General features: G+C 38.7%; 22 protein-coding genes. 6 read left to right on the forward strand and 16 right to left on the reverse strand.

The window, feature by feature from the left end; genetic code table 11:
* Positions 1–340: 340 nt before the first annotated feature.
* From EZ444_RS14790 to EZ444_RS14805, 4 genes are all read right to left on the reverse strand, one after another.
* A complete protein-coding gene (locus tag EZ444_RS14790) occupies positions 341–688 on the reverse strand; it encodes a hypothetical protein (RefSeq protein WP_131609946.1) in 348 nt (115 codons plus the stop codon).
* Positions 689–746: 58 nt separating this feature from the next.
* Complete coding sequence (locus EZ444_RS14795; RefSeq protein ID WP_131609947.1) at positions 747–1,745, reverse strand: NAD(P)H-dependent glycerol-3-phosphate dehydrogenase; 999 nt, start codon at positions 1,743–1,745, stop codon at positions 747–749.
* Between the two features lie 75 nt (positions 1,746–1,820).
* The gene (locus EZ444_RS14800; RefSeq protein ID WP_131609948.1) at positions 1,821–3,179 is read right to left on the reverse strand and encodes an efflux RND transporter periplasmic adaptor subunit; all 1,359 of its coding nucleotides are present in this window, start codon (positions 3,177–3,179) and stop codon (positions 1,821–1,823) included.
* Positions 3,180–3,211: 32 nt separating this feature from the next.
* On the reverse strand, positions 3,212–4,579 hold the full coding sequence (locus tag EZ444_RS14805) for a TolC family protein (protein ID WP_131609949.1): 1,368 nt from the start codon (positions 4,577–4,579) through the stop codon (positions 3,212–3,214).
* 43 nt (positions 4,580–4,622) lie between these two features.
* On the opposite strand from EZ444_RS14805, the gene EZ444_RS14810 reads away from it, so the two are divergent.
* Both EZ444_RS14810 and EZ444_RS14815 read left to right on the forward strand, forming a co-directional pair.
* The gene (locus EZ444_RS14810; protein WP_131609950.1) at positions 4,623–5,240 is read left to right on the forward strand and encodes a polysaccharide deacetylase family protein; all 618 of its coding nucleotides are present in this window, start codon (positions 4,623–4,625) and stop codon (positions 5,238–5,240) included.
* A gap of 158 nt (positions 5,241–5,398) precedes the next feature.
* A complete protein-coding gene (locus EZ444_RS14815; protein ID WP_131609951.1) occupies positions 5,399–7,675 on the forward strand; it encodes an aconitate hydratase in 2,277 nt (758 codons plus the stop codon).
* A gap of 76 nt (positions 7,676–7,751) precedes the next feature.
* On the opposite strand, the gene EZ444_RS14820 is transcribed toward EZ444_RS14815, so the two are convergent.
* Positions 7,752–7,967: a putative signal transducing protein gene (locus tag EZ444_RS14820; protein ID WP_131609952.1), complete on the reverse strand. Its 216-nt coding sequence runs from the start codon at positions 7,965–7,967 to the stop codon at positions 7,752–7,754.
* Positions 7,968–8,003: 36 nt separating this feature from the next.
* Entirely contained in the window at positions 8,004–9,341 is a 1,338-nt protein-coding gene (locus EZ444_RS14825) for a GH1 family beta-glucosidase (protein ID WP_131609953.1), read from the reverse strand.
* Positions 9,342–9,456: 115 nt separating this feature from the next.
* Here EZ444_RS14825 and EZ444_RS14830 point away from each other — a divergent pair, with 115 nt between their 5' ends.
* A complete protein-coding gene (locus tag EZ444_RS14830) occupies positions 9,457–10,854 on the forward strand; it encodes an alpha/beta hydrolase family protein (RefSeq protein ID WP_165503624.1) in 1,398 nt (465 codons plus the stop codon).
* 15 nt (positions 10,855–10,869) lie between these two features.
* Here the strand turns inward: EZ444_RS14830 and EZ444_RS14835 are convergent, their stop codons facing one another.
* Positions 10,870–12,684, reverse strand: a complete 1,815-nt coding sequence (locus tag EZ444_RS14835; RefSeq protein ID WP_131609955.1) for a MutS-related protein — start codon at positions 12,682–12,684, stop codon at positions 10,870–10,872.
* Positions 12,685–12,777: 93 nt separating this feature from the next.
* Between EZ444_RS14835 and rlmH the strand changes: the two genes are divergently transcribed.
* Positions 12,778–13,251: a 23S rRNA (pseudouridine(1915)-N(3))-methyltransferase RlmH gene (rlmH, locus tag EZ444_RS14840; RefSeq protein WP_131609956.1), complete on the forward strand. Its 474-nt coding sequence runs from the start codon at positions 12,778–12,780 to the stop codon at positions 13,249–13,251.
* A 267-nt stretch (positions 13,252–13,518) separates the two neighbouring features.
* On the opposite strand, the gene EZ444_RS14845 is transcribed toward rlmH, so the two are convergent.
* Together EZ444_RS14845 and EZ444_RS14850 are read right to left on the reverse strand one after the other, a co-directional pair.
* The gene (locus EZ444_RS14845) at positions 13,519–14,052 is read right to left on the reverse strand and encodes a DUF5606 family protein (protein ID WP_131609957.1); all 534 of its coding nucleotides are present in this window, start codon (positions 14,050–14,052) and stop codon (positions 13,519–13,521) included.
* A gap of 26 nt (positions 14,053–14,078) precedes the next feature.
* Positions 14,079–14,540: a peptidylprolyl isomerase gene (locus tag EZ444_RS14850; RefSeq protein ID WP_131609958.1), complete on the reverse strand. Its 462-nt coding sequence runs from the start codon at positions 14,538–14,540 to the stop codon at positions 14,079–14,081.
* A gap of 203 nt (positions 14,541–14,743) precedes the next feature.
* Between EZ444_RS14850 and EZ444_RS14855 the strand changes: the two genes are divergently transcribed.
* A complete protein-coding gene (locus EZ444_RS14855) occupies positions 14,744–15,484 on the forward strand; it encodes an SDR family NAD(P)-dependent oxidoreductase (RefSeq protein WP_131609959.1) in 741 nt (246 codons plus the stop codon).
* A gap of 7 nt (positions 15,485–15,491) precedes the next feature.
* On the opposite strand, the gene EZ444_RS14860 is transcribed toward EZ444_RS14855, so the two are convergent.
* The 4 genes from EZ444_RS14860 to EZ444_RS14875 all read right to left on the reverse strand — a co-directional run bounded on the left by EZ444_RS14860 (position 15,492) and on the right by EZ444_RS14875 (position 21,150).
* Positions 15,492–16,505, reverse strand: coding sequence for a LacI family DNA-binding transcriptional regulator (locus tag EZ444_RS14860; RefSeq protein WP_131609960.1), 1,014 nt, complete (start codon positions 16,503–16,505; stop codon positions 15,492–15,494).
* Positions 16,506–16,588: 83 nt separating this feature from the next.
* Positions 16,589–18,265 carry a sodium/sugar symporter gene (locus tag EZ444_RS14865; protein ID WP_131609961.1) on the reverse strand — a complete coding sequence of 559 codons (1,677 nt, stop codon included), beginning with the start codon at positions 18,263–18,265 and terminating at the stop codon, positions 16,589–16,591.
* 54 nt (positions 18,266–18,319) lie between these two features.
* The gene (xylA, locus tag EZ444_RS14870; protein ID WP_131609962.1) at positions 18,320–19,651 is read right to left on the reverse strand and encodes a xylose isomerase; all 1,332 of its coding nucleotides are present in this window, start codon (positions 19,649–19,651) and stop codon (positions 18,320–18,322) included.
* A gap of 23 nt (positions 19,652–19,674) precedes the next feature.
* Positions 19,675–21,150 carry a xylulokinase gene (locus tag EZ444_RS14875; protein ID WP_131609963.1) on the reverse strand — a complete coding sequence of 492 codons (1,476 nt, stop codon included), beginning with the start codon at positions 21,148–21,150 and terminating at the stop codon, positions 19,675–19,677.
* A gap of 312 nt (positions 21,151–21,462) precedes the next feature.
* Between EZ444_RS14875 and EZ444_RS14880 the strand changes: the two genes are divergently transcribed.
* Positions 21,463–22,644 (forward strand): asparagine synthetase B, encoded by a 1,182-nt coding sequence (locus EZ444_RS14880; protein ID WP_205945280.1) that lies wholly within the window; start codon positions 21,463–21,465, stop codon positions 22,642–22,644.
* On the opposite strand, the gene EZ444_RS14885 is transcribed toward EZ444_RS14880, so the two are convergent.
* Genes EZ444_RS14885 through lpxK form a run of 3 tightly spaced genes read right to left on the reverse strand, consistent with a single transcriptional unit; the run spans position 22,641 to position 26,516 of the window.
* Positions 22,641–24,668 carry a putative porin gene (locus EZ444_RS14885; protein WP_131609965.1) on the reverse strand — a complete coding sequence of 676 codons (2,028 nt, stop codon included), beginning with the start codon at positions 24,666–24,668 and terminating at the stop codon, positions 22,641–22,643. The two genes, EZ444_RS14880 and EZ444_RS14885, sit on opposite strands and share 4 nt — an antisense overlap.
* Positions 24,668–25,483, reverse strand: a complete 816-nt coding sequence (locus tag EZ444_RS14890; RefSeq protein ID WP_131609966.1) for a purine-nucleoside phosphorylase — start codon at positions 25,481–25,483, stop codon at positions 24,668–24,670. The genes EZ444_RS14885 and EZ444_RS14890 overlap by 1 nt, the downstream gene beginning before the upstream one ends.
* Positions 25,455–26,516: a tetraacyldisaccharide 4'-kinase gene (lpxK, locus tag EZ444_RS14895; RefSeq protein ID WP_131609967.1), complete on the reverse strand. Its 1,062-nt coding sequence runs from the start codon at positions 26,514–26,516 to the stop codon at positions 25,455–25,457. The genes EZ444_RS14890 and lpxK overlap by 29 nt, the downstream gene beginning before the upstream one ends.
* Between the last annotated feature and the right edge of the window lie 51 nt (positions 26,517–26,567).

Consider the following 26,567-nt stretch of genomic DNA (forward strand, 5'->3'; position numbering starts at 1 on the left):
CGTGCGACTTCCTATGGAATACAGAATATGGAAATGCAGGGGGCTATGGCAATTTTTACCGTAAACTTAAAAAGAATCCTAAAACTGATCTAATATTCAATAAATCTGAGTTAAATCCAGTCAATTGCAACCAAAATGCTTATTTATCCTTCGAAAAAGACAGGTATATATTGATCAAAAAATCAGTATAACGAAATCTCAACTTTGTTCAATAAAAAAAACGATCAAGTAAAAAACATGTTCTACTTGATCGTTCCTTAAGCTGGCTCATAAATGAGGAACTTTTTCAGTGCCCTCGGAAATTCCAGAGGCCTTTTTACTTTATAGGTTAGCTGTAGAGTTACATTTTATGTTCAGGTCTATTTCTAATCTGAGAAGCTTTCAGATAAACCTTCCCTCCTTTTTTATTGATGTAATATTTTCTGTTTTTACCATCGATATACACATCAGTCCCATCTGGTGCCATTTTACCTTTATAAACCTTATCAGCGACCTTAGAAGCCCCCTTTACAGCAACCTCGGCAGTTTTATTCCCAACAGTTGTTGCAGTTTTACCAATCGCCTTCCCCGTTTTATCAACCGCCTTACCTACTCCTGTTTCTTTCTTCTTATCCTGCGCATTAGCACTAAAGACAAGGGTAGTACACAACGCTATGGTTAGCAGCCCTACTAAATACTTTTTTTTCATCGTCCTATGGTTTTGTATACAATAAAACCATTAACAATCTCTGGTCAATTTTGTTTGCTTAATTAAGCTGTTCGGTCAGCAGGCGCATTTCAATATGTGGAGAATGTTTTTCATACAGAATCGCATATACAGCCCTACTGATAGGCATATCCACCTTATATTTCTTATTGATGTGATGCATACAACTAACGGCGTAATACCCTTCAGCAATCATATTCATTTCCAATTGAGCAGATTTTACAGTGTAGCCTTTCCCGATCATATTCCCAAAAGTTCGATTGCGACTAAATTGTGAGTAAGCCGTAACCAGCAAATCACCCAAATAGGCAGATTCCTTGATATCTCTAGTAATTGGATGAACCGCATCAACAAACCGTTTGATTTCTCGGATCGCATTGGAAATCAATACCGCTTGAAAATTATCCCCGTAACCTACACCATGACAAATGCCACTCGCTATTGCATAAATATTCTTCAGTACAGCCGCATACTCAGTCCCAAAAATATCATCAGAAACATTCGTTTTGATGTACCTTGTACTTAAAAGATTGGCAAAAAAACCGGCAAGACCTACGTTTACAGAGGCAATGGTTAAATAAGACAGTTTTTCCAAGGCCACTTCTTCTGCATGGCATGGTCCGCTGATCACCAGGATGTCGTCTAATGGAATATTGTATTTCAGATGAAGAAACTCCCCAATGATCTGATTTTCGTCTGGCACGATCCCCTTAATGGCCGAAACGATCTTTTTACCTTTCAGCTGCTCAGGTGTAATTGTACTAAGTGTTTCTTTAAGAAAAGCTGCCGGCACATTCAAGATGATATAATCTGCTTTTTTAATAATTCCAGCAATATCATCAGATATATTATCTTCAGGAATCCTGACTTCAACCGAGCTTAAATAATTCGGGTTGTGCTTATATTTTTGAATATGCGTTATGGCCTCTGCATTTCGCATCCACCAATAAATCTCTTTTGCAGAAAAGTTATCTGAGAGCATTTTTATAATAGCAGTAGCCCAACTACCCCCACCAATCATTGCGACTTTAGGTATCATACATTATAAATAAAAAATCCCGGTCTAATGTTTTAAACCGGGACAATTTACTCATTTAAAAAGTATTGATAAAGTTTACTTCTTACCCGGTTCAGCAAACAATTGATCCTTAGTCACTTTCTTTACTTTCATTCCGTCCTTTAATTTGTTTTGTATGGCGGAATAAGGACCAGTTATCACTTCCTGACCAGCTTTAAGTCCAGATTTTATGATGATAAACTGATCGTTTTGGATACCTGTAGTTACTTCTACCTGCTTAACAGTCTCATCAGCATTGTAAACGTAAACGTACTGTTTAACTTTCTTATCTGTCAACTTAGTTTTTTGCTTATCAGCGTTCTCCTGATTCTCTTCCGGTTTCTTATCCTTATCATCTTTCTTTTTATCGATCGTAAAAACAGATTGAATAGGAACTGACAGACCGTTTACGGTTTCACTTTCTATATCCACTGTAGCAGACAAGCCTGGTCTGAATGGTGACGGAAGATCCTTAGCTCCACCAGTAACACTACTATAAGATTCTGGAAGGATGCGAACTTTCACAATGAAGTTAGTCACCTGATCTACCGAACTAGTTGCCGAACCTACATCTTTAGAAGAGCTCGCAATTTCAGTTACAGTACCTTTAAATTTTTTATCTGCAAACGCATCTACCTCAATAACGGCATTATCTCCAACCTTAACTCTGTTTATATCATTTTCATTTACATCTACATTTACTTCCATAGAAGAAAGGTTAGAAATGCGCATGATCTCTGTACCGGCATTTTGAACAGTACCTAAGATACGATCACCCAATTCTACTGAAAGCTTGGAGATTACTCCATCCACCGGGGCAAATATGGTTGCTTTTGCCAAATTCGCGCTTGCTTCCTGAACATTTGCTCCAGACTGCTCTAAGTTAAATTTAGCAGCGGTAAGGTCTTCTTTAGATCTTCCAAGATTTGTTTTGGCAGTTAAATAAGCATTTCTCGCAGCATCAAATTCAGAAGCTGAAATTACCTTCTTATTAAATAGTTCTTGATTACGTTTGTAGGTTACGCCCTCATTTGCAAAATTTGCTTCTGCTTGCTTCAGCATTTGGGCGGCTCCTGCCACACTTGCTTTTTGAGAGCTATAAGAAGCCACAGCGCGATCATAGCCCGACTTAAGTACATCTGGGCGCACTTTAGCCAGCAGCTGGCCTTTTTTCACCAAATCGCCTTCTTTAACTAAAAGTTCAGTTACCTCGCCAGACACTTCGGAACTCAGTTTCACTTCAGTTTCAGGCTGTATTTTCCCACTAGCAGTAACGGTTTCTATAACCTTTCTGTTTGCAGCCTTTTCAGTGGTTGTCTTCTCACGCTTATCACCGCCTATTGCTCCAGTGTATACAGCAACAGCCAATAGTGCGACAATAATACCTACTATAATTAATATGGTCTTTAGTTTCATTCTTGTATATATTATGTGAATCTCTATGAACGTTAAAAAGCAATTTGTTTGCCTAAATAATAATCTATAACCTTAGCCCTGAAAAGCAGGTCGTACTTTGCTCTGATCATATCTATTTCAGCTGTATTTCTTTTGGTTTGTGAAGTACTGTAGTCAAGTGAATTGACCAATCCAACATTGTAGCGTTGTTCCAATACGGAGAAGGCTTCTTTTTGCGCTTCAAAAGCTTTAGTTGCAGATGCGTAAGTACTTTCCGCAGCCTTTAAATCGGCCACTGCCTGGTATATGATTTTGTTTAAGTTATTTTTGGTAATTTGTTCGTCCGCTTGCGTTTGTAATAAATTGATCTTTGCTTTTGTCACTCCAGATCTTGCCTGAAGACCATTAAAGATTGGAATACTAAGATTTAAACCTAGCCCTTTCGAGACATTATTTTCTATCTGGGTTCTAAACGCTTCATTTTTTCTATCAAATGGCATATTATAATTATAGTTATAAAATGAGCCATAACCTCCGCTCAAAGATAACCGGGGATATAGGTTGCCTTTTGCAATGTCGATCCCTTTTTTAGCGGATTGGGTTTGCAGGCCCGCTAACTTGACATCAGGAAACATCCCTAAGGCTTCAGTATATACCTGTTCCGCATCATAAACTGCTGATGAGCGGGCAAAACTAGAAGCATTGGGCGCTGCAACATCAAATCTTGTTGATGAGGGAATGTCCATCAATTGTGCAAGGGTAATGAAAGATATCGTTAATGCGTTCTCTGCCTTCGTCACGTCCAGCTCAGCTATAGCCACCTGTGATTTAGATTCAGCAAGGTCTGCCAAAGTCTTATTTCCTACATCTAAAAGTTGCTGTTGTTGAGTTAATTGCTTGCGAGCAACTTCCAGTTGTTGTTTAGATGCTTTTAAACGATCCTTATTATAGAGGATTTCCATGTAAGAAGTAACGACCTGTAGAATAAGATCATTTTTAATCTTATCGGTGTTTACTTTACCTGACTCTAATAAAATTTTGTTCTGTCGCACCTGATTGATTTTAGAAAAACCATTAAATAGATCAAGCCCTACAGAAACCCTTGGGCTAAAGCTATAATTCTGTGTATTTTCATAAACTCCAGAACTCACATTATTACGTCCCCAATTCATATCTTGCCCTACTGATCCACTTAAAGTCGGGTATTGAGCAAGCTTAGCCTGCCTAAAATTTTCTTCAGCCAAATCTTCACTCAGCTTGGATTTAGTAACCTGCAAGTTATTTTTCAACGTTACTTCAATGGCCCGCTGAACAGTAATCACCTCCTGAGCCACAGTTTTTTGGGCAAAAGCGGTAAAAAAAAGAAATGAGAAAGCCAGAAGAAGCTTTGGAAAAGCATTATAGGAGATGATTGTCTTCATAGATTTTTTTCACAATATTAATATAAACAACTTACATTTGGACATGTACCTAGTCAAATCTCCACTTTTACTAAAATGGTATTACCCATCTTTAACATGGAATAAGCCCCGCAGTGAAAAAATTATTTATTTAACCTTTGACGACGGACCTATCCCTGATGTTACAACCTTCGTTTTAAAAACTTTAAAAAGCTTTGACGCAAAAGCTACATTCTTCTGTATAGGCGATAATATCGTTAAACATCCTGATGTTTTTGAACTCATTAAAAAAGAAGGACATCACATTGGCAACCACACCTTCAATCACCTTAAAGGCTGGAAGACTGAGGATAAGACCTATATTAAGAATTTTAAAGCCTGCCAGCAATTCACCCAAACCCATTTGTTCCGTCCACCTTATGGAAGGATAAAAAAATCGCAGGTTTCAGAAATCCAATCTGCTTTTCCTGAAACGGAGATCATCATGTGGGATGTTTTAAGTGGCGATTTCGACATCAACCTTTCTCCGCAAAAATGCTACGAAAATGTGATTAAAAACACTCGAAATGGGTCGATTATTGTTTTCCATGATAGCTTAAAAGCCTTTGAAAGGTTGGAATATGTGCTGCCTTTGGCTTTAAAATTTTTTAAAGAACAAGGATACGAATTCGGACTACTTTAAGGCATTTTTGCAACTTATTGTCCGCTTTACACTCCCCTTCGTTATTTAGAACAGGTATAAATAATATAATGATCTGCTTATGATCATGATCGCCTGTTTTTTTTTGTAAATTCGCTACCAATTATAGTAATAACTTACCCTTTTAACACATATTATCAATGGCTTTTGATATAGAAATGATCAAAAAGGTGTATGCAAACTTTGGCCCCCGTGTAGAGGCGGCTCGTAAATTAGTAGGCAGACCTTTAACACTTTCAGAAAAAATACTTTATACCCACCTTTGGGAGGGAAACACGAATACTTCTTACAACAGAGGTGTTGATTATGTAGATTTTGCTCCTGACCGTGTGGCCATGCAAGATGCTACTGCACAAATGGCTTTATTGCAGTTTATGCAGGCTGGCAGACCACAGGTAGCTGTTCCTTCTACAGTTCACTGTGATCACTTAATTACAGCTAAGTTTGGTGCTGAGGTTGATTTACCTGCAGCAAACACGGAGAGTAAAGAGGTTTTTGACTTTTTAGCTTCTGTTTCTAACAAATATGGTATTGGTTTCTGGAAACCAGGTGCAGGTATCATTCACCAGGTAGTACTAGAAAACTATGCTTTCCCAGGTGGAATGATGATTGGTACTGACTCACACACTGTAAATGCAGGTGGTTTGGGTATGGTTGCAATTGGTGTTGGTGGTGCTGATGCCTGTGATGTAATGGCTGGCTTACCTTGGGAGCTTAAATTCCCTAAGCTAATTGGTGTTAAATTAACCGGAAAACTGAATGGATGGGCTTCTGCAAAAGATGTAATCCTTAAAGTTGCTGGTATACTAACGGTAAAAGGTGGTACAGGTGCAATTGTGGAATATTTTGGCGAAGGTGCAGAAAACCTAAGCTGTACTGGTAAAGGTACCATTTGTAACATGGGTGCCGAAATTGGTGCAACTACTTCTACATTCGGTTACGATGAGAGCATGGAGCGTTATTTACGTGCAACCAACAGAGCTGATATTGCTGATGCTGCAAACGCAGTAAAAGAACACTTAACAGGTGATGCAGAAGTTTATGCTGATCCGGAAAAATATTTTGACCAGATAATCGAGATCAACCTTTCTGAACTTGAGCCTTATATAAACGGTCCTTTCACTCCAGATTTGGCTACGCCTATTTCCAAAATGAAAGAAGTAGCTGTTGCAAACGGATGGCCATTAAAAGTTGAATGGGGTTTAATTGGTTCTTGTACCAACTCATCATACGAAGATTTATCAAGAGCAGCATCTATTGCTAAACAAGCTATTGATAAAGGCTTAGTTACTAAAGCAGATTTTGGTATCAACCCAGGTTCTGAACAAGTACGTTACACTGCAAACCGCGATGGTCTATTGAAGACTTTTGAAGATCTGAATGCAACGATCTTTACCAATGCTTGTGGACCATGTATTGGTATGTGGGACAGAGTAGGTGCAGAGAAACAAGAGAAAAACACTATCGTACACTCATTTAACAGAAACTTTGCTAAACGTGCCGATGGTAATCCAAATACTTATGCCTTTGTAACTTCTCCGGAAATTGTAGCAGCAATTGCTATTGCAGGTGATTTGAGCTTTAACCCATTAACAGATACTTTAACTAACAATAAAGGTGAGCAGGTTAAATTAGATCCACCAAAAGGTGATGAACTTCCTGTAAACGGTTATGCTGTTGAAGATGCAGGTTATCAGGAACCAGCTGCCGATGGTAGTGGTGTAAATGTAATTGTATCTCCTACTTCACACAGGTTACAATTGCTTGATCCATTTACTCCTTGGGAAGGTACTGACCTTAAAGGTTTAAAACTCCTGATCAAAGCAAAAGGTAAATGTACTACGGATCATATCTCTATGGCTGGTCCATGGTTGAAATTCCGTGGTCACTTAGATAACATTTCTAACAACATGCTAATTGGTGCGGTTAATTACTTTAATGAGAAAACCGATAACGTTAAAAATGAATTGACTGGCGAATACGGTCCGGTACCTGCTACTCAACGTTCTTATAAAGCCGCAGGAATTGGGTCTATCGTAGTTGGTGATGAAAACTATGGTGAAGGTTCAAGTCGTGAGCACGCGGCAATGGAGCCACGTCATTTAGGTGTTCGTGCAGTATTGGTAAAATCTTTTGCTCGTATCCACGAAACCAACCTTAAAAAACAAGGTATGCTTGGTTTAACGTTTGCCAACAAAGAAGATTACGATAAAATCCTTGAGGATGATACAATTGATATCGTTGGCTTAACAACTTTCGCTCCTGATGTTCCATTGACGTTGGTATTACAACATGCTGATCGCTCTAAAGAAGAGATCACTGTTAACCATAGCTACAATGCACAGCAAATCGAATGGTTTAAAGCAGGTGGCGCTTTAAATATCATCCGTAGAGAAGCTGCAGCAAAAAACGCTTAATCAGCAATTGATATAAATTAAAAAGAGCCTGTATCTCATGATCAGGCTCTTTTTTTGTACGCTCGTCATTCTGAATTTATTCTTCTTTTTCTGAAAGGAGATTTCTTGCAGTTTCCGCATCTTTCTCAAAAAGATGAAGCCTAACACCTCCAATAGCCTGATTGTACCCCAACTGACCGCCAATATTTTCGTCAGAAAGGAAGCATTGTATACCAGCATCCATTAACCTTGATTTTACAATATTAGCCTCTATTGGGTTATAAAAAGTTTGAAATACGACGATTTTATCCATTTGATCTTGTGTTTATCCTTAATATAGTAAAAAATATCAATGCCCCAAAAAGTCTTTAAACCAGAGTCCTGAGTCCTTAATAGTACGTTGTTGTGTTTTAAAATCAGTATGAATCAATCCAAATCGTGCATTAAACCCTTCCCCCCATTCAAAATTATCCATTAATGTCCAGGCCATGTAACCGGTAATAGGAACTCCCTCCTGCTTTACCTTTAATAAAGCAGCTAAATATTGTTCGAAGTAAGCAATACGCTCCTGGTCATGAATCTGATGGTTGAGAACCTTGTCGTGATAAGCCGCTCCATTTTCCGTGATCATTAAAGGCGGAATATTTGGATAAGCTGCAAATTGTTTAATGATGTTATAAAAGCTGTTGGCATTAATTTCCCAGCCCATCGCTGTATGTGGCTTTTTTCTACTTTTAGCTTTTACTTCCCAAGCTTGCACTACAGGAATAAAAGCATTGTATTTTATAGTTAAAGGGAAATAATTCTGTAGACCTATAAAATCGAAATCGAAGGTCAGCCGTTCTGTATGTCGCCAGGTAGAGTGCTGGATCGAAAACTTTTCCATCACATCCCAATCTGCCGTTGGGTAACCCATCCCAAGCAAAGGCTCAATAAACAGTCGATTCATCAGGCAATCTACCCGCTTGGCGGCCTGTACATCCGAAGCACTTTGTGTATAGGGGATTATCTCAGAACAGGAAAAGCTGGTTCCTATATTCGCATTCTTGACTTCCGATCTTAATATCCTACCACCATCAGCCTGTGCTATGGCTGCATGATGAACAGCGGAAAAGAAATTGGTTAAGCCCGTTTTCCCCGGCGCATGAACGCCCAACATATAACCTAAAGAGGTAAATCCAAAAGGTTCATTTAATACGATCCAGTTCTTCACCTTATCCCCATATTCTCTTGCACAGATAGAGACAAAGAAATTAAAGCTATCATTGATAGAAAAAGCTGTCCAGCCCCCCTCATCTTCCAACACCTCTGGCAAATCCCAATGGTATAAAGTAACATAAGGTATAATACCCTGCAATAAACATTCATCAATTACCTGATGGTAAAACCTGAGCCCTTCCTTATTGATAGCTCCTTTACCCCTTGGTATAATACGGGGCCATGAGATAGAAAAACGAAAAATACCGAAGCCCAACAGCTTAACCAAGGCAATATCTTCCTTGTAGCGATGATAAAAATCACAAGCTATTGTTGGCTGATGTCCCTTTTTTGTCTTTCCAGACCTTTTAGCAAAAGTATCCCAGATAGACAAACCTTTTCCATACCCCTCCGCAGCGCCTTCAATCTGCGCCGCCGCAGTAGCAACCCCCCATAAAAAATCCTTTCCAAAATCAGACGCCTTGATCATATCATTTCTGTATAAAGGGCAATATGGTAATCGCTTATTAAGTTAGTGTTAAGTCCATTCCACAATTTATCATTTTTAAATGCAACGTATCATAATAAAGTTTAATTTACATCATATGATTAAAAGTATACATTCAACAATAGCGTTAATATTATTAAGCAGCACTTTGTTTGCTCAGGAACCTATTGGAACATGGTACGGCACATTAAACATCCAGGGAACTTCATTACCTCTGGTTTTCCATATTATAAAAGCCGGAAGCGAATATGTCACGACAATGGATAGCCCTCAGCAAGGTGCAAAAAGTATGCCTACCAGTAAAACTACTTTTACAAATAAGACTTTGACCGTTGAGGCATCAAACATTGGAATGAAATACACAGGAACTTATATACCTGACAGCAATAAAATAAACGGAACTTTTGAACAGAAAACAATACGCACAATGCTAGTGCTGAACACCAAACAGGAAAAGCAAACAAGGCCCCAAGACCCTAAAGATTTCCCTTATAAACAAGAAGAAGTAACTTTTACAAACACTGCTGGCGGAAGTAATCTTGCTGGCACATTGACCCTGCCGGCCAATGGCAAAGCCAGTAAAATTGTAGTCTTAATATCTGGTTCAGGTCCACAGAACCGGAATGAAGAATTGACACCTTTTAATCACCGCCCATTCCTTGTACTTAGCGATTACTTAACCAGACAAGGTATAGCCGTACTAAGGTATGACGACAGAGGAATTGGCAAATCAACAGGCATTTTTTCTAAAGCAACTACAGCCGACTTTGCCGATGATGCAGAAGCTGCAGTAAAATACATACTTTCCAGACCTGACCTTAAAACTATGACTATCGGGCTTGTAGGCCATAGCGAAGGAGGCATGATTGCACCCATTGTTGCCAGTCGCAATCCAAACGTAAAATTCCTCGTTTTAATGGCGGGACCGGGCATTCCAATAGCGCAGTTATACGCACAGCAGATTGGCGATGCAATGAAGCTTGCAGGTGTTCCTGCCGATGAGGTCGTACAAAAAATGGCCTCCAATTTAAAGATATTTACAGCGATGAATGATGTCAAAGATCTTCCATTACCACATGCAGAGGCTCAAGTTGAGCTTTCATTACGCAAAGAACTCGATTTGGAGCCACTAGAGAGCCTAGATAGAACGGCTAAAGAATCCATCGTTCAACAAACCCTTAATCAATATAAAACACCATGGTTCAGGTACTTCATCAGCTTTGATCCTGCAGTTTATTTGACGAAGGTAAAATGCCCTGTTTTAGCCCTTAATGGCACCCTTGACTTCCAGGTAGAAAGTGCTGCAAATTTAGCTGGCATTAAGGCCGGACTACAAAAAGCAGGAAACAAACGTTTTGAAATTGTTCCAATGGAGGGGCTAAACCATTTGTTCCAAAAGGCAAATACAGGAGCAGAATCAGAATATGGAAATATTGAAGAGACGCTCAACCCTGCGGCCCTTCAAAAAATTTCAAGCTGGATGAATGGTATATAATGAACAGCGTACTGCTTAATTCAAACTTAAGCCGATCTGCTTTAATAAAATCGCCGCGTTAAAAGTTGTACAAGGCCCATGTTTTATTTTGTAATCGAAATTCATTTCTCCTTCAGAGATCTGTATATCGAAATGGTAGTTTCTAACCTGATGTGCATGATCAGCTTCCATTTCGGACAATTGCAAATCGTGTGTGGCAAATAAAGCAGGAGTTTTTTGCTCAATTAATTTCTCTATAAAAACTTTTGAACCAAGGTATTTGTCCTTGCTATTTGTCCCCCTAAGCATCTCATCGATCAGCACAAAAGAATTTGGATTAGACTGTATCGCATCCAAAATCATTTTAAGCCGGTTTAACTCAGCTTTAAACGTCGAAGTTTGGTCGTTCAATGAATCTTTGATTCGCATGTAGGAAAGGACTTTAAAGATAGACAGCGACATTTGCTCAGCGCATACCGGAGCACCAGCAAAGGCCAAAGTCATATTAATGCCTACAGTTCTCAGAAAAGTACTTTTACCTGCCATGTTAGAGCCAGTCACAATGTCGACTGTAGGTGCAGCTTCAAATTTAAAACTATTGTATACCCTTACCTGCTCCGGAATAAGCGGATGCCCTAGTGCTGTAGCTTTTAAATGAAAAGCAGATGCTATTTCCGGGAAGGTCCATTCTGGTTGATTATGGGTCAATGTGGCAAAAGAAATCAACTCTTCAAACTTTCCGATCCTGTTCATCCCTTCTATCGTTTGCTCTGCAGATTGATCGTGCCAGTTACACAATGAAATAGAACACCTTAAATCCCACAGCGCAAAAAGATTCAGGGCCATGCCCACAATTATATTCAATCTGGCATCAAAGGCCTGAATAATGGAAGATAGCTTAAGGATTTGCTTACTAATAGGTACAACAGCCTTTCCTTCACCAAAAAACTGTCGTATATAAGTACTTTTCCAGCTTACATCTTCCGTCCACTTAATGGTATCTGCAAAGGCGCCCAACAAACTTGATTCTCGGCTAAAACCGTTATGTATCAAATTAATGTGGCGCATATTAAAAATGATTAAGCTCGCGTTAAACAGGGCAACAGCCGCAAAAAGCTGCCATACCCAACCACCAAACACATTACCTAATATAAATACACCAATCGTAATAAAAGGAACAACCTTAACATACAAGCGCAATGATTTCTTGCGGGTAAATTTTAACTGCTCTGGCAATTGATCCTGAAGTTTATTGATGATCACCTGCAGTTGCCCTGGTTTATGATTTTGAAGCTCTGCCCGAAAATGGAAAGTCTCGTCAATGTGACTTTTTAATTCTACAATCGCTTCCTGTCTTTGTTGGATAGTCAACTGATCATTGGGCTGATTTAGATTAGCAGCCAAAATATCCATTCCTTGCTGTATATTACAGCGATTAATAAATGAATACAAAGAACCCTGACCAAAGATATCTAAGTCTGAAGTATAGGGATGATATTCATCTGCATAGGCTTCTCCATTGTTATAACCATTTTTACCACCGCTTAACTGATCAATCTCATTTTGATAAACCCATAGCAACTTACCGGCATAGGTTAATTGTTTCTGTACAACAGTTTGTTTTTTTACTAGAAATAGGAATGCAATTAAAGGTGCACATAACAACACCGCAAACGGCCATCCAAAACCAAAATTAATAATCAAAGCAATGATCAGGATTTCCGCAATGAATAGTCCTAACCGAGAAAATGAGATGTTATTTAACTTACGTTTAAGGCGATCAACCTCAGTTTGCTGCTTGTCTGCGTTATTTTGATAGTCGGCTAAGATGCTATGTTTTGTTTTTACCATTATATTTGATTTCCTTAATAATTTATTGGGTCAAGCTTTGACTATGGTCAAGATTAGATGTTACGGATTGTTTAGATGATAAAGATAAAATAAATGAAGATTACTTTACTGGTTGTAGGAAAAACAGAAGATAAGTACCTGATTGAGGGTATTGAGAAATACCTGAGCAGGTTGAAACATTACATTAACTTTAACCTATTGGTTATACCGGAAATAAAGAACACGAAAAACTTAAGTGAGGCGCAGCAAAAATCAAAAGAAGCAGAACTGATCCACAAACAGATTAGCAATCTCGATACCGTGATTTTAATGGATGAAAAGGGGAAGAAATATACTTCGGTGGCTTTTTCAAATTATCTAAACAAACAGATGATTGGGAGTGTTCAGCATTTGATATTCATTATTGGCGGACCTTATGGCTTTGATGAGAGTATATATAAACGAGCCAATGGCAGCATGTCGCTTTCAGACATGACCTTCTCTCATCAAATGGTGAGATTGTTCTTTGTAGAGCAGCTTTATAGGGCATTCAGCATCTTAAAAGGTGAACCCTATCACCACGAATAATTTGAAATTGATTTGTGGAAACTGAAGCCACAGCACATCATTAAACAAAAGGAGGTTATTATGCGTTTACCGTCGGATTATAAAAGAGACTATAAATTTAAAAGCAATAAAAGCAGGGATAGAATGAATTACATCATTGCTATCATCATATCGGCCATTGCATTTTTGCTGATTTGGTATTTATTTTAAAACGCAAACTGGCGGCAAAAACAAAAGGATACCTTGTGGGTACCCTTTTGTAAAATGATTAAGATCAATTAAGGCTAACTAAACACCTTTTTTACTTGTCATACTAGCTTTTTTAGCTGGCTGAGCAGTTTTGCTTGGCGCTTTTGCGTTTGATGGCTTAACTGCAGCTTTAGGTTTTTTATCTACCTCAGCTTTCAATGCTTCATGTTCCTCGCTTAAAGCAGGAGCTTCTTCACTAAATAAAGGCAGATCTTTAAGAATGTGGAACCAGCTTACAATTTTCTTCATATCTGAAGCGTAAACTTTCTCTTCATCATGGCCTGGTGCTACTTCCTTAAAAAAGGTTTTTAACACAGCTGAATCTGCTTTTGCATCAGGAACATTTCCTTTAGCGGCAGTCATATTTGCTAAAACATCAATTAATTTTAAATCCTCATCCTCACCATATACCGTAATATCTTCCAATGACGCCAGTTTAGTTGAAGTCATATTGGCTATAATTTTAACTTTCTGTGCGTCCAGACTTTCAAGAACATATCCTGCTTTATTCTGACCAACAAGTTTAAACAACCCTGGTCTTCCAGATACTGCTACAATTCCTCTTAAATTCATATCGTTTGTTTTTGAGAAGTTTAGAATTAATCTTCTATTACTTCAATACTTAAAATCTTATCGCCTTGTTTAATATCGTCAACAATATCAACATTCTCAATCACTTTACCAAAGCAAGTATGATTTCTGTCAAGGTGTGCTGTATTGTCTCTGCTGTGGCAAATAAAGAACTGTGAACCACCAGTATTTCTTCCGGCGTGAGCCATAGATAATACGCCACGTTCGTGGTGTTGGTTTTCTCCTGTTAATTCGCAATCAATTTTATAACCTGGACCACCTGTGCCTGCTAAGTGTGCTGTAGCAGCATCTTTAGAGTTAGGACATCCTGCCTGAACAACGAAATTAGGGATCACCCTGTGAAATGTTACTCCATTATAAAAACCTTCGTTAGCTAATTTTTTAAAGTTGGCAACTGTATTTGGTGCATCCTGATCGTAAAACTGAACGGTCATGTCACCTTTATCTGTTTTAATTATTGCTTTGCTCATGATAAAATTTTATAAACGGCAAACTTAGAGAAATTTGCGCTGATATGCAAAAGACAGTGCGCTAATCAAAAGGATAGCTGTTTTTAATATTTCAAATATTTATGCAACCGATTGTAACTTTAAAAAAATAGCCTTACTTTGGTCATCCCAAATATAACGTCCTCCAAAATTTAACGCATCACCACAAAGAAAAAAACAATAAAATGAATAAACAGATTGCCATAGTAACAGGCGGTGGAGCTGGATTGGGTCTAGCCATCAGCAAAAAATTGATTCAGGAAGGTCTGTATGTCATCATGATCGGTAGAAATGAAGATAAATTAAAAACTGCTGCTGCCGAATTTGGGGAGCTATGTAGCTATCGTGTATTTGATCTTCAAAACCTTGCAGGTATTCCGGCGCTTATTGAAGAGATTCATGCCTCATTTGGAAAGATTGACGTGCTGGTAAACAATGCTGGCATTAATATGAAAAAGCCTTTTATCGAGGTGACAGATGAAGATTTTGCAAATGTAATTCAAGTCAATTTATCTGCAGTATTTAGCATTAGTCGCGAAGTGGTAAAAAAAATGATTGATGCACAAAGTGGCGCTATTGTAAACATTAGTTCGATGGCAGCGCAATACGGCATCCCAAAAGTAATTGCATATTCGGCAGCGAAGACAGGAATAGAAGGAATGACAAGGGCAATGGCTACTGAACTTTCGCCATTAGGAATCAGGATCAACTGCGTTGCTCCTGGCTTTATAAAAACAGCGATGTCTGCCAAAGCATTAGATGCCGATCCAGAGAGAAAAAACAAGGTATTTTCCAGAACGCCAATGGCAAAAATGGGTGAGCCCGAAGATGTTGCCGACGCGGTTTACTTTCTAAGTTCGGCTAGTGCAAAGTATATCACCGGCGTAGTAATGCCTGTTGATGGAGGAAACTCAATCGGATTTTAACAAAAAATTATAATTCTGTTGATTGTCTTTCTACGATTGTAGGTTCCAGAATAACGTTACGGATGTCATCGTAAGGGTTATCCTGTTTGATCATTTGTAAAAACAGTTCAGCACAATCCTGTCCCATCTGATTCGGATGTTGATCCACCGTAGATAAACTCGGCGTGATATAGGCTGAAAAAGCTTCATTCGCAAACCCGATTACCCCTATCTTCGGTGGAACCAGGTTAACCTCCTTTAGCTTCTTAATCACCCCAAGAGCAGTAAAGTCATCCCCAGCAATAATAGCATCGGGCATATTATCGCCACGTAAAAGTCTGCCAGCACCATATCTTCCATCTTTTATGGACAAGCCACCAAAAATGAGTTGCGCTTCATTCACAGGCAAGTTATTCACTTTCATGGCTTCTCTATAACCTTCCAAACGATCATTAAAAATTTGGATCTGGTGAATAGTAGTTACAAAAGCGATGCGCTTATAGCCTTGATCAATGAGATGTTGAGTTGCTAAAAAACCTGCCCGAAAATCGTTCAGGGTAACGGTTGGGACTTTTAGTTTTGGGCTAATTCTATCAAAAAGAATGAGGGGTTTATTCTGATTTATAATCTCTTGAAAATGTGACACTTCGTTAGTCTCTAGTGACATTGAAGCCATAATCCCATCTACCTGAGCCTCAAGCAGCGTTTTTACACCTTTAATCTCATTTTCGACAGATTCATTAGATTGGTATAGGATGATTCTGTAACCGCTATCTTTTAATCCTTCTTCTATGCTATGGATAATTGAAGCAAAAAAATGTGCCTGAACGCTTGGCACAATTACACCGACAATATAAGTTTTCCCTGATTTAAGCGCAGAAGCTAGCTTATTAGGACTATAGTTAAGTCTTTTCGCTACATCAATTACGCTTTGTCTTGTTGATTCACTAATTGCAGGAAAACCGCTAAGCGCCCTGGACACTGTTGAAACTGTAATGTTCAGTTCCTTAGCAATATCGTATATAGTTGTTTTTTTCTTCAAAATCTGGGGAATAGCAAATTTGTGCAAGTATAATAAAAAGACCGTTATTTGGCATTAGAAACACCAAATAACGGTTAGTATTATTACCAGTATACACTATAAAGTGCGACAAGAATGCCCACTATAATTAAAGCTCCAACAGCAAAACCTGTAGAAGTTTTGAACATAGTTGCATCAATTTCAAGTCCTTTAGCATCTTCCTCACCTTTGTTTTCTACCAGACTGATGATAATCATTCCGATCACACAGAATAAAAACACAAAGCCCATTCTGTCTAAGAAAGGTATTTCATAAATACCAGCCGAACCTTTAACTGCAAAGCCGAATTCCGACAACCAGGAAAGATCGACCATACCAGGTAAAAACTTAAGCAATAAAGAAAGTCCAAAACCACCTATAGTAGCAAATAGGGCTGCATTAGATGTCGTTTTTTTCCAGAAGAATCCTAGAATAAACATGGCAAAAATACCTGGTGATACAAAGCCTGTATATTCTTGAATGTACTGGAAACCGCCCTTTTTGTCAATTCCCAAATGCGGAGCAATCAGTACGCCCAAAATCATGGCTGCTATAATCGCAATTTTACCTGTTACCACTAGATTAGCTTCCGTAGCATCAGGTTTAATTACTTTTTTATAAATGTCCAACGTAAATATAGTCGCAATACTGTTTGCCTTTCCAGCCAGAGAAGCCACTACCGCAGCAGTAAGTGCTGCAAAAGAAAGCCCTTTTAATCCGGCAGGTAAAAGATTAAGTAATACAGGATACGCGCGGTCAGGATTTACAGAACCATCTTGAAGCATTTCGGTTTGAAAGGCTCCATCCTTATATAGCACGTAAGCAGCTATACCAGGCAATACTACGATAATAGGCATCAATAACTTTAAAAACGCAGCGAATAAAATACCCGAACGAGCTGTTTTCAGATCAGCTCCTAAAGCACGTTGCGTGATATACTGGTTACAACCCCAGTAGTTCAAGTTCACAATCCACATCCCCCCTACAAGCACACTCAGTCCCGGAAGGTCGATATAATTTTCATTATCTGGTTTCAGTACCATGTGGAAATGCTCAGAAGCCTTACTGGTCATCAACTTATAACCATCTAAAATCCCTGTTGTTCCATAATGTTCTGAGACTAAACTAAGGGCCAGATAAGTGGTGGCCAATCCACCAAGGATTAAAAAGAATACCTGGATCACGTCAGTATAGCCAATAACCTTCATTCCACCCAAGGTAATGATGATCGCAAACGCTGCGATAGCATACATACAAAGATCGAGGTTGAAGCCCGAAATACTGCTTACCGCCAATGCGCCCAAGTACAGGATAGAGGTTAGATTAACCACTACATACAACAGCAACCAGAAAACAGCCATGATCATCGCTACCGTTCCATTATACCTTTGATGAAGGAATTGGGGCATGGTAGAGATTTTATTTTTCAGGTATACCGGAATAAAGAAAACGGCTACTACAATAAGTGTTGCCGCAGCCATCCATTCATAGGTAGCAATTGCGAGCCCCATTTTAAAGCCTGAGCCACTCATCCCGATAAATTGTTCGGCCGAAATGTTTGAGGCGATTAGAGAAGCTCCAATAGCCCACCAGGTAAGGGAGCCTTCTGCAAGAAAATAATCCTTAGAACCGCTGGCGGCAGATTTTTTCTTATTGTAAATATAGAGCCCATAAGCCGCTACAATTACAAAGTAAATTAAGAATACGATATAATCTTTCGTATCCAGCACGTTGGTTTTCATCAATTTGGTTTAGTTAGGTTTAATAATCGGTTACAAACTACGATTAAAATAAATTTAAATATAGCGATTGATTAAATTTTCCAAGTATTCTTGTTTCCCACTGCGCACTTCAGGCTCACCTTGTTGTACAGCATAGTTCCTTAAATCTTCCATACTTAACTTCCCTTGCTCAAATTCGGCCCCCTTACCACTGTCAAAAGAAGCGTAGCGATCGGCCCTTATAGTTTTATAATCTGACTTTTGAAGAATGGCATCTGCGGTTACCAAGGCGCGGGCAAAAATATCCATACCGCCAACATGTGCATAAAAAAGATCGGCAGGATCAGTTGAATTACGGCGAATCTTGGCATCAAAGTTAACACCACCACCTTTTAAACCACCACCTTCTAAAATAATCAGCATCGCTTCAGTTAATTCATTGATGTCATTAGGAAATTGATCTGTATCCCAACCATTTTGGTAATCTCCTCTATTTGCATCAATTGAACCCAATAAACCACTATCCACTGCAACCTGTAATTCATGCTGGAAGGTATGTCCGGCTAAAGTTGCATGGTTCACTTCCAGATTAAGTTTAAAATCAGCTAGCAAATCATATTCCTGTAAAAAGCCCCTTACTGTTGCTGCATCGTAATCATACTGATGTTTAGATGGCTCACATGGCTTTGGCTCAATAAAAAATGTGCCTTTAAAACCTTGTTTGCGTGCATAATCTTTAGCGGTATGTAAGAACTTAGCCAAATGCTCCTGCTCACGTTTCATATTGGTATTCAATAAGCTCATATAGCCTTCTCTTCCACCCCAAAAAACATAATTCTCTCCACCTAATGCAATTGTTGCATCTAAAGCAGCTTTAACCTGCGCCGCACCGTGTGCAAGTACATGAAAATCTGGGTTGGTTGATGCCCCGTTCATGTAACGTTTGTGGCTAAATAGATTGGCTGTTCCCCAAAGTAATTTCACGCCACTACTGGCTTGTTTTTCCTTCGCATACTCCACCAAAGCTTGCAATCTTCGCTCGTTTTCAGCAATATCATCGCCATAATCTACCACATCCACATCATGGAAACAGTAATAAGGCAATTGCATCTTCGTAATAAATTCAAAGGCAGCATCCATTTTATCTTTTGCCCTTTCTACCACATCTTTCTTTTCATCCCATGGAAAAATGTGTGTAGCGCCACCAAAAGGATCCGCACCATTTCCATTAAATGAATGCCAATAAGCACAAGCAAATTTAAAATGCTCGTTCATGGTTTTTCCTGCTACAACTCTATTTGCATCATACCATCTAAAAGCCAGCGGATTATCGCTATTCAGCCCTTCAAATTGTATCTGATCAATTCCCTTAAAAAATTCCTTTGCTCCTGTTACTACTTTTGTCATGTTGATATATTTTTTGATTCTAATTATAATGCTTTGTTTAAAAGGCTTTTCCATTCAGCGTATATGGGCTCGTAGGCCTCAGAATTTTTAGGCTCCAAATACCTGATCAGCTCATGTTGTGTAAATGCCGCTTCAGGGCTTTCAAAAATCCCCGCTCCAATACCTGCTCCAAGTGCCGCTCCTACGCTACCATCATTTTCATAGAGCTCTACCGGAACGCCGGTTACATCGACAAATGTTTGTGCAAATACCTCACTTAAAAATAAGTTAGCCATGCCTGCCCTGATCACCTTTGGTTGCATTCCATTTTCGCGCATAATATCAAGCCCATAGCGAAATGCAAACGCGATGCCCTCCTGTACTGCTCTAAAAATTTCAGCTTGTTTATGTAAATTGAGGTCGATGCCCAACAATTGTGCTCCTGTATATTTATTATTCAGCATCCGTTCGGCACCATTGCCAAAAGGCAATACTTTTAATCCTTTACTTCCAATGGGTGCTGTAGCTGCAAGATCATTAAGTGCAGCATAGGACAAATGAGGTGCAAAATTATGTTTTGCCCATCTGTACATACTTCCTGTACCGTTGATACATAACAATACACCAGTATGTTTTTGCTCCTTAGCATAAGTAACATGTGCAAAAGTGTTCACCCTCGACTCTGGATCGTAAGTCAGCTCATTGCTTACCCCATAAATTACGCCCGAAGTTCCGGCGGTAGCTGCAACTTCGCCTGGCTTAAGCACATTTAGAGACAAAGCATTGTTAGGCTGATCACCAGACTTATAAGAAACCGGGATCCCTTGCTGCAATCCCAATAACGCAGCTACATCAGCTTTAAGGGATCCATGGATAGAGAAGAGTGGTTTAATGTCGGGGATTAATTTTTGATCAATTCCATAATGTTCCATTACTTCTTTAGACACTTCATCCTTGTCAAAATTCCAAAACACACCTTCAGATAAAGATGCAATACTGGTCGTAATCTTCCCTGTGAATTTCATGGCAATGAAATCCCCCGGCAGCATTACTTTATCGGTCTGGCTGTAGATCTCAGGCTCGTTGTTCTTTACCCAGGCCAGCTTAGAAGCTGTAAAATTACCCGGAGAATTTAGCATCTCCTGTAAACACTTATCATGTCCTATGGCATCAAAAGCTTGCGCCCCCAAGTCTACCGCCCTACTATCACACCAAATGATGCTATCGCGCAAAACGTTTTGTTCTTTGTCAACAATCACCAAACCGTGCATCTGATAAGCGATACCTATCGCCTTAATATCCTTAGGATTAAAGATTCCTGTTGCATTTAATTGAAGAATAGCATGAACAGCATTTTGCCACCAGTCAACAGGTGATTGCTCCGCCCATCCAGATTTAAGGGATTTGATTTCCACTTCCTCTTCGGGATATTGAGCCGTAGCCACCCGCTTCTGGGTATCCACATCAACAACTGAAACTTTAATAGAAGATGTGCCTATATCGAGGCCTAATAAATACATATCATTTGGTTTAATAATTAATCGTGCAACCGTTTGCATAAAGGTAATTGTAAATTCATAAATCCCAACTTATTTTGCATAAAAATTGTATTTATTTTTGACCGATGAAAATAAACAGCCCTAAAAGTAACGCAACCGGTTGCACAACATGAAATATACATCTTGACTGATCCTATAATTTCCTTCTTTTTGTGTCGTTATATAATTACATTCGTACCTATGCCAGGGTTTATGATTTCGAAACGATTAAGTATATTATTTTTCTTGCTATTCTTTAGCATTGCGCTTAAAGCATCATCTATTTTAATCTATATGGATGAAGATCAAAAAAACCACCTTAAAGCTTATGGCATAGCCTACTGGGGGATCAAACAGCAAGCTGATGTAAGTTGGCTTTTAAATTATAGAGGAGGAAGCTTTTTAATCAAATACAATAAAGCTATCGAGGATGAATGTAAAACACGAGGGGTATCCTATCAAGTTTTAGCAGACGGCAAAGTTACAGCGATCCTAAACGAGATCAGCGACCCACAGGTAAACATGGAAATGGTAAAGCTTGAAAAAGCGCCAAAAATAGCGGTATACTCCCCTAAGAGTAAATTGCCATGGGATGATGCCGTAACCTTAGTGCTTACTTACGCAGAAATCCCCTACGATGTAGTATACGATGATGAGGTATTAAAAGATAAACTATCTGGCTACGACTGGCTGCACATGCACCATGAGGATTTTACAGGGCAGTATGGACGTTTCTGGAATGCTTTTAGAAATGCAACCTGGTATCGTGAGGATGTAAAGAATCAAGAGGCCGCAGCAAAGCGCAACGGCTTAAAAAAGGTTTCGGAAATGAAACTTGAAGTAGCTAAAAGAATAAAGGAATTTTGCGCTGGTGGTGGTTTCCTATTTGCCATGTGCTCTGGAACCGATAGCTTTGACATTGCTTTAAGTGCCGAAGGACTTGACATTTGTGAAAGCATGTTTGATGGTGACCCCGCAGATCCGCAAGCTCAGGCTAAGTTAAAATTCAATAGAACCTTCGCCTTTAAAGATTTTCAGCTTGATCTAAATCCTTCCAATTACGAATTTTCGGATATTGATGTCACCCAAACCCGTAGTTTAGTCCAAAGCAACGATTTCTTCACCTTATTTGACTTTTCGGCCAAATGGGACCTTGTACCGACAATGCTAACTCAAAACCACGACAAGGTAATCAAAGGCTTTATGGGACAAACCACAGCCTTTAGAAAGCGCCTGGTGAAACCTAACGTTACCGTACTGGGCGAAAACAAGGGAGCTGAAGAAGTGCGCTATTTAAATGGTGAAATTGGAAAGGGACAATTTACTTTTTATGGTGGGCACGATCCTGAAGATTATCAACATGCGGTAGGCGATCCTCCTACAGATTTAAACCTACATCCAAACTCACCGGGATACCGTTTGATATTAAACAATGTATTATTTCCTGCGGCTAAAAAGAAACCGCAGAAAACTTAATCATAAAAATTCCATTGTACGCCAAACTTGAACAATGCCCTATCTTGCATTGGATAGCGATTAACACCGTAATATCCTTTGACTGGTAAACCTTGGTTTACATAATCACACTTCAAAAACAGATTAGCCTTTCTTAAGCTCGCTTTTACCCAAACATCAACAATCGGCGTAGTAGCAAAGCTTTCATCAGATCCTACGTAAAACTGGCCAAGCGCAGGTGAATAAGAATAATTTCTATAAGGTGTATTGTATCTCACATCAAAACCTACATTGGTTTTAAGTGCTTTAAAGAAAGTTTGGTTTACATAGAAACTATTAAAAGTATAAACCTCAGGAGTACGGAGCACACCTGGATTATCTGTCTTCTGATAAACAACGTAACCATCCAAATGGAACTTGCCAAAAGTAAATTTCTTGCCAACAGCAATTTTTAACAGATTTAAACTTGTCCCAAGCTGAGTTGGCGTAACAGAAAGAACCTCAGCAACGGTTGGATCTCCGTTTGTTGGTAAATTCGCTTTAAAATACATGTAATTATTAATCAGATAATAATTTGCCGTAGCATCCAGTTTCAATTTTGGATTCTCGTATTTAAAAGAAAAATTAACCGTTTTTGTTCGGTCAAAATCATTGATCCAACGGTAATGGTTACCAAAATATCGGTTATAAATCTCTGCCGGAGATTTATTTTCAAAATATGCTCCCAAAACTACTCGGCCAATTGAATTACTTAGTAAGACATTGCTTCTAGCTTCATAATGAAAGTCCCCCATATTTCGTCCTTGAAATATCTGTTCTACATCCAAATTCAAATCAATACGATTACTGAATCGGTATCCCGCCGCCCCTAGCAAAGTCATATTTTGAAAGGTGGCCTCATAATCATAAAAATTAGTACCATCCCTATATAGGGCCAATTGCGAATAGTTATAATACTCGTGTCTAATTCCTGCATCCAGTTTCAACTCGTTTTTAATGAAGGCGCTTGACTTTGCCCTCAGAAAGAAACTATATAAAAACTCATTTTGAATGCGCGTATAACTAGTCGAATCATTCGTAAATGTACTATCAGCGTATCCTTTTGGAATTACAGTACGATCGTCTGCTTCATCCTTCTGAAAAGAATAAGCATTTTTATCATACTTAAACGTGTAGGTAATTTTATTGGTTGGCAATATCTTATCCGATATTTCTTGAGCCGAGCTGTCTATCCGACCAACAAAATAAGATTGCTTTATAAAAAAAGAACCCTGACGCCATAATTGTTTAGCTGTATTTAACCTTACTTGTTCAGCAATTCTACTGATGACGCGGTTAGCTGGAATCGTAAAAACCGAATCATTAGTAATGGAACCATTTTCCATTGCTTTTAAAGTATTAAAAACGGCATTACTCCATAAGTTATAACGTTTATTAGGAGATTGATACCAGGTAAAAAATGCACCATTAAGATCATCGCCTCTTTGTCTCGGATATATCCCATTTGCGCCTATCCGGTTAAAATTAGCCCCTATGTTCCAGTTCTTTTTAATATTTTGAGAGAGAATCACTTTAAAAACCTGCTCAGCCTCCCCTCCTGAAAGATAATAGAGACTACTAAAAGGAGTTCTGGCCTGATAATATTTAACATCATCCTGGGTCATTGCGTAATAATCGAGCGAATGGAAACCTACATCAAAACCAATAGATTTTGATGGCTCAAACAACATGGGCATAGCGGCTAAGCCTAGATTTCCAATACCTACTGTCGGCGTACGCGGCTGCAACAACACGCTAAAATTTTGAAAGCCATTTAAACTTGTATCCAAAGCCATTGTTTGGATGCTGTCTTTAGACAATTTAAGGGTAGTGTACCTTATATATTTAGAAGTGAATACGACTGAATCCAATCCCCCTTCTTCTTTTTTCCTTAGAGAATCGAGTTCCTTATTATCTCTAACCGTCGTCTTTAAATCCTGCGCGCACAATCGCCCAACACCAATGGTAAACAGCAAACTAACAAATAAAACAATGCGTTTATACATTACAGTGTAGAAATTAACTGGCTTAATATTTTTGTCATCATAGGTTCTGCAGTCCTTGCAGTTTCCAATATTTCATCTAAACTAACTGGCAATAACACTTCTGGAAAGCCTTCATCTGTCAACACAGAAATTGCAAAGACAGGCACATTCATGTGTTTAGCTACAATAACTTCCGGCACGGTGCTCATCCCAACGGCATCACCACCAATTATTCTAAGGTACTTATATTCTGCTTTAGTCTCCAGGTTAGGACCTGTTACAGAAACATAAACTCCCTGGTGGCAATCGATATTGTTTTCTTCTGCAATTTGCATAGCAGCATCAATCAGTTTGCGGCTATAAGGCTGGCTCATATCCGGAAACCTTGGTCCCATGTCGGCATCATTATGTCCTCTTAAAGGGTTTTCTGGCTGCAAGTTGATGTGATCATTAATGATCATCAAATCTCCCTTTTTAAAGTTTGGATTTAAAGACCCCGCAGCGTTTGAAACAAATAAACAATGTATCCCCAATGCCTTCATTGCTCTGATTGGAAAAGTAATTTGCTGCATGCTATATCCTTCATAGTAATGTAGGCGACCCTGCATGGCAATTACTTTTTTACCTCTTAAAGTTCCAAAGATTAACTTCCCAGAATGAAATTCAAGTGTAGATATGGGAAAGTTAGGTATATTAGAATACATTAAATTGTACTCGACCTCTATTTCGTTAACCAGGCCACCAAGGCCTGTCCCTAAAACAATTCCAACTTCAGGTTGAAAATTATTCGTTTTGAGTTTTATATATTCAACGGTTTCGTGTAGTGCTTGAAACATAGTCTAAAATCTTTTGATCAAATGTATTTTTATCTTCTTTTTGTAGTTCTATTTTAATCGGCAAATAAAACACAGGTAAATTTAACAGTAATTCTTTGAAACTAACATCTAATAAACGTTGTGCATCCTTTTCTGTTGTAACAATGATTTTTTCTTTCGAAGGATCGTTATTGAAAGCCTGAACAAGTTTCATCACATCTTGCATGCGAAAGTGATAATGATCAGGATAATCATGATGCTGAATCGCACCTGAATAGGTCTTTAAGTAGTTAATTAAAGGTAATGGGTTGGCGATACCAGTAAGCAAAAACACAGTTGTGTTAGAAGTTATTGATGCACAAGGCTGTGTGGCAGACGAAAACAAATGCTTTAATTCGCCATAGGTAATAAATGAAAAAGACAGCTCATTCTTGGCCTTTTCATTAAATCTTTCGACACATTTCAATCTTTCCCCTTCTGCAATTACTATAGGCCCCTTAGTAATGAGCAGTGCTTGTGCTCTTTTATAGCCCGAAAAAGGTTCGCGTAAATTCCCTGCAGGCAACAAAAACTGCGGACTTAATAATTTTTGGTATTCGAAAAGCAAAATGCTGAATCCTGGAGTTACACTCCGGTGTTGGTAGGCGTCATCTAAGATAATCAGGTCATGACTGTCTTTTAACCGATTAATCCCTGTCACTCTATCTTCACAAACGGCGACAGTAATTTGTTTAAATTTGCTATAAAATTGCATAGGTTCATCACCTATGGTTTGTGCCGTAGCGCTTTCATCTGCCAGGATAAAACCTTTAGTTTTCCGGCCATATCCTCTGCTGAGTATCGCGATCTTATGATCAGAAAGCAGGCTTACTAAATATTCGGTTACCGGGCTTTTACCAGATCCTCCTACAACCAGGTTACCCACACAAATTACAGGAATGTCAAAACGTGTTGATTTAAAAAGTCCTAGATCATATAACTTATTTCTTAATACAATGACTATTCCATAGCCAATGGAAAAAGGGAACAGTAGTAATCTTAGATATTTAATCATGTTTAGGGTTCAAAAATAAGAATTATATCAGCGCATTGTATGAAGATAATA

The organism is Pedobacter hiemivivus (genome assembly GCF_004331685.1).
Lineage (GTDB): Bacteria > Bacteroidota > Bacteroidia > Sphingobacteriales > Sphingobacteriaceae > Pedobacter > Pedobacter hiemivivus.

What these genes read in the sequence shown, in the direction of transcription:
- EZ444_RS14790 (WP_131609946.1), bottom strand. Translation starts at nt 688, where the DNA reads ATGAAAAAAAAGTATTTAGTAGGGCTGCTAACCATAGCGTTGTGTACT.
- EZ444_RS14795 (WP_131609947.1), bottom strand. Translation starts at nt 1,745, where the DNA reads ATGATACCTAAAGTCGCAATGATTGGTGGGGGTAGTTGGGCTACTGCT.
- EZ444_RS14800 (WP_131609948.1), bottom strand. Translation starts at nt 3,179, where the DNA reads ATGAAACTAAAGACCATATTAATTATAGTAGGTATTATTGTCGCACTA.
- EZ444_RS14805 (WP_131609949.1), bottom strand. Translation starts at nt 4,579, where the DNA reads ATGAAGACAATCATCTCCTATAATGCTTTTCCAAAGCTTCTTCTGGCT.
- EZ444_RS14810 (WP_131609950.1), top strand. Translation starts at nt 4,623, where the DNA reads ATGTACCTAGTCAAATCTCCACTTTTACTAAAATGGTATTACCCATCT.
- EZ444_RS14815 (WP_131609951.1), top strand. Translation starts at nt 5,399, where the DNA reads ATGGCTTTTGATATAGAAATGATCAAAAAGGTGTATGCAAACTTTGGC.
- EZ444_RS14820 (WP_131609952.1), bottom strand. Translation starts at nt 7,967, where the DNA reads ATGGATAAAATCGTCGTATTTCAAACTTTTTATAACCCAATAGAGGCT.
- EZ444_RS14825 (WP_131609953.1), bottom strand. Translation starts at nt 9,341, where the DNA reads ATGATCAAGGCGTCTGATTTTGGAAAGGATTTTTTATGGGGGGTTGCT.
- EZ444_RS14830 (WP_165503624.1), top strand. Translation starts at nt 9,457, where the DNA reads ATGATTAAAAGTATACATTCAACAATAGCGTTAATATTATTAAGCAGC.
- EZ444_RS14835 (WP_131609955.1), bottom strand. Translation starts at nt 12,684, where the DNA reads ATGGTAAAAACAAAACATAGCATCTTAGCCGACTATCAAAATAACGCA.
- rlmH (WP_131609956.1), top strand. Translation starts at nt 12,778, where the DNA reads ATGAAGATTACTTTACTGGTTGTAGGAAAAACAGAAGATAAGTACCTG.
- EZ444_RS14845 (WP_131609957.1), bottom strand. Translation starts at nt 14,052, where the DNA reads ATGAATTTAAGAGGAATTGTAGCAGTATCTGGAAGACCAGGGTTGTTT.
- EZ444_RS14850 (WP_131609958.1), bottom strand. Translation starts at nt 14,540, where the DNA reads ATGAGCAAAGCAATAATTAAAACAGATAAAGGTGACATGACCGTTCAG.
- EZ444_RS14855 (WP_131609959.1), top strand. Translation starts at nt 14,744, where the DNA reads ATGAATAAACAGATTGCCATAGTAACAGGCGGTGGAGCTGGATTGGGT.
- EZ444_RS14865 (WP_131609961.1), bottom strand. Translation starts at nt 18,265, where the DNA reads ATGAAAACCAACGTGCTGGATACGAAAGATTATATCGTATTCTTAATT.
- xylA (WP_131609962.1), bottom strand. Translation starts at nt 19,651, where the DNA reads ATGACAAAAGTAGTAACAGGAGCAAAGGAATTTTTTAAGGGAATTGAT.
- EZ444_RS14875 (WP_131609963.1), bottom strand. Translation starts at nt 21,150, where the DNA reads ATGTATTTATTAGGCCTCGATATAGGCACATCTTCTATTAAAGTTTCA.
- EZ444_RS14880 (WP_205945280.1), top strand. Translation starts at nt 21,463, where the DNA reads ATGGATGAAGATCAAAAAAACCACCTTAAAGCTTATGGCATAGCCTAC.
- EZ444_RS14885 (WP_131609965.1), bottom strand. Translation starts at nt 24,668, where the DNA reads ATGTATAAACGCATTGTTTTATTTGTTAGTTTGCTGTTTACCATTGGT.
- EZ444_RS14890 (WP_131609966.1), bottom strand. Translation starts at nt 25,483, where the DNA reads ATGTTTCAAGCACTACACGAAACCGTTGAATATATAAAACTCAAAACG.
- lpxK (WP_131609967.1), bottom strand. Translation starts at nt 26,516, where the DNA reads ATGATTAAATATCTAAGATTACTACTGTTCCCTTTTTCCATTGGCTAT.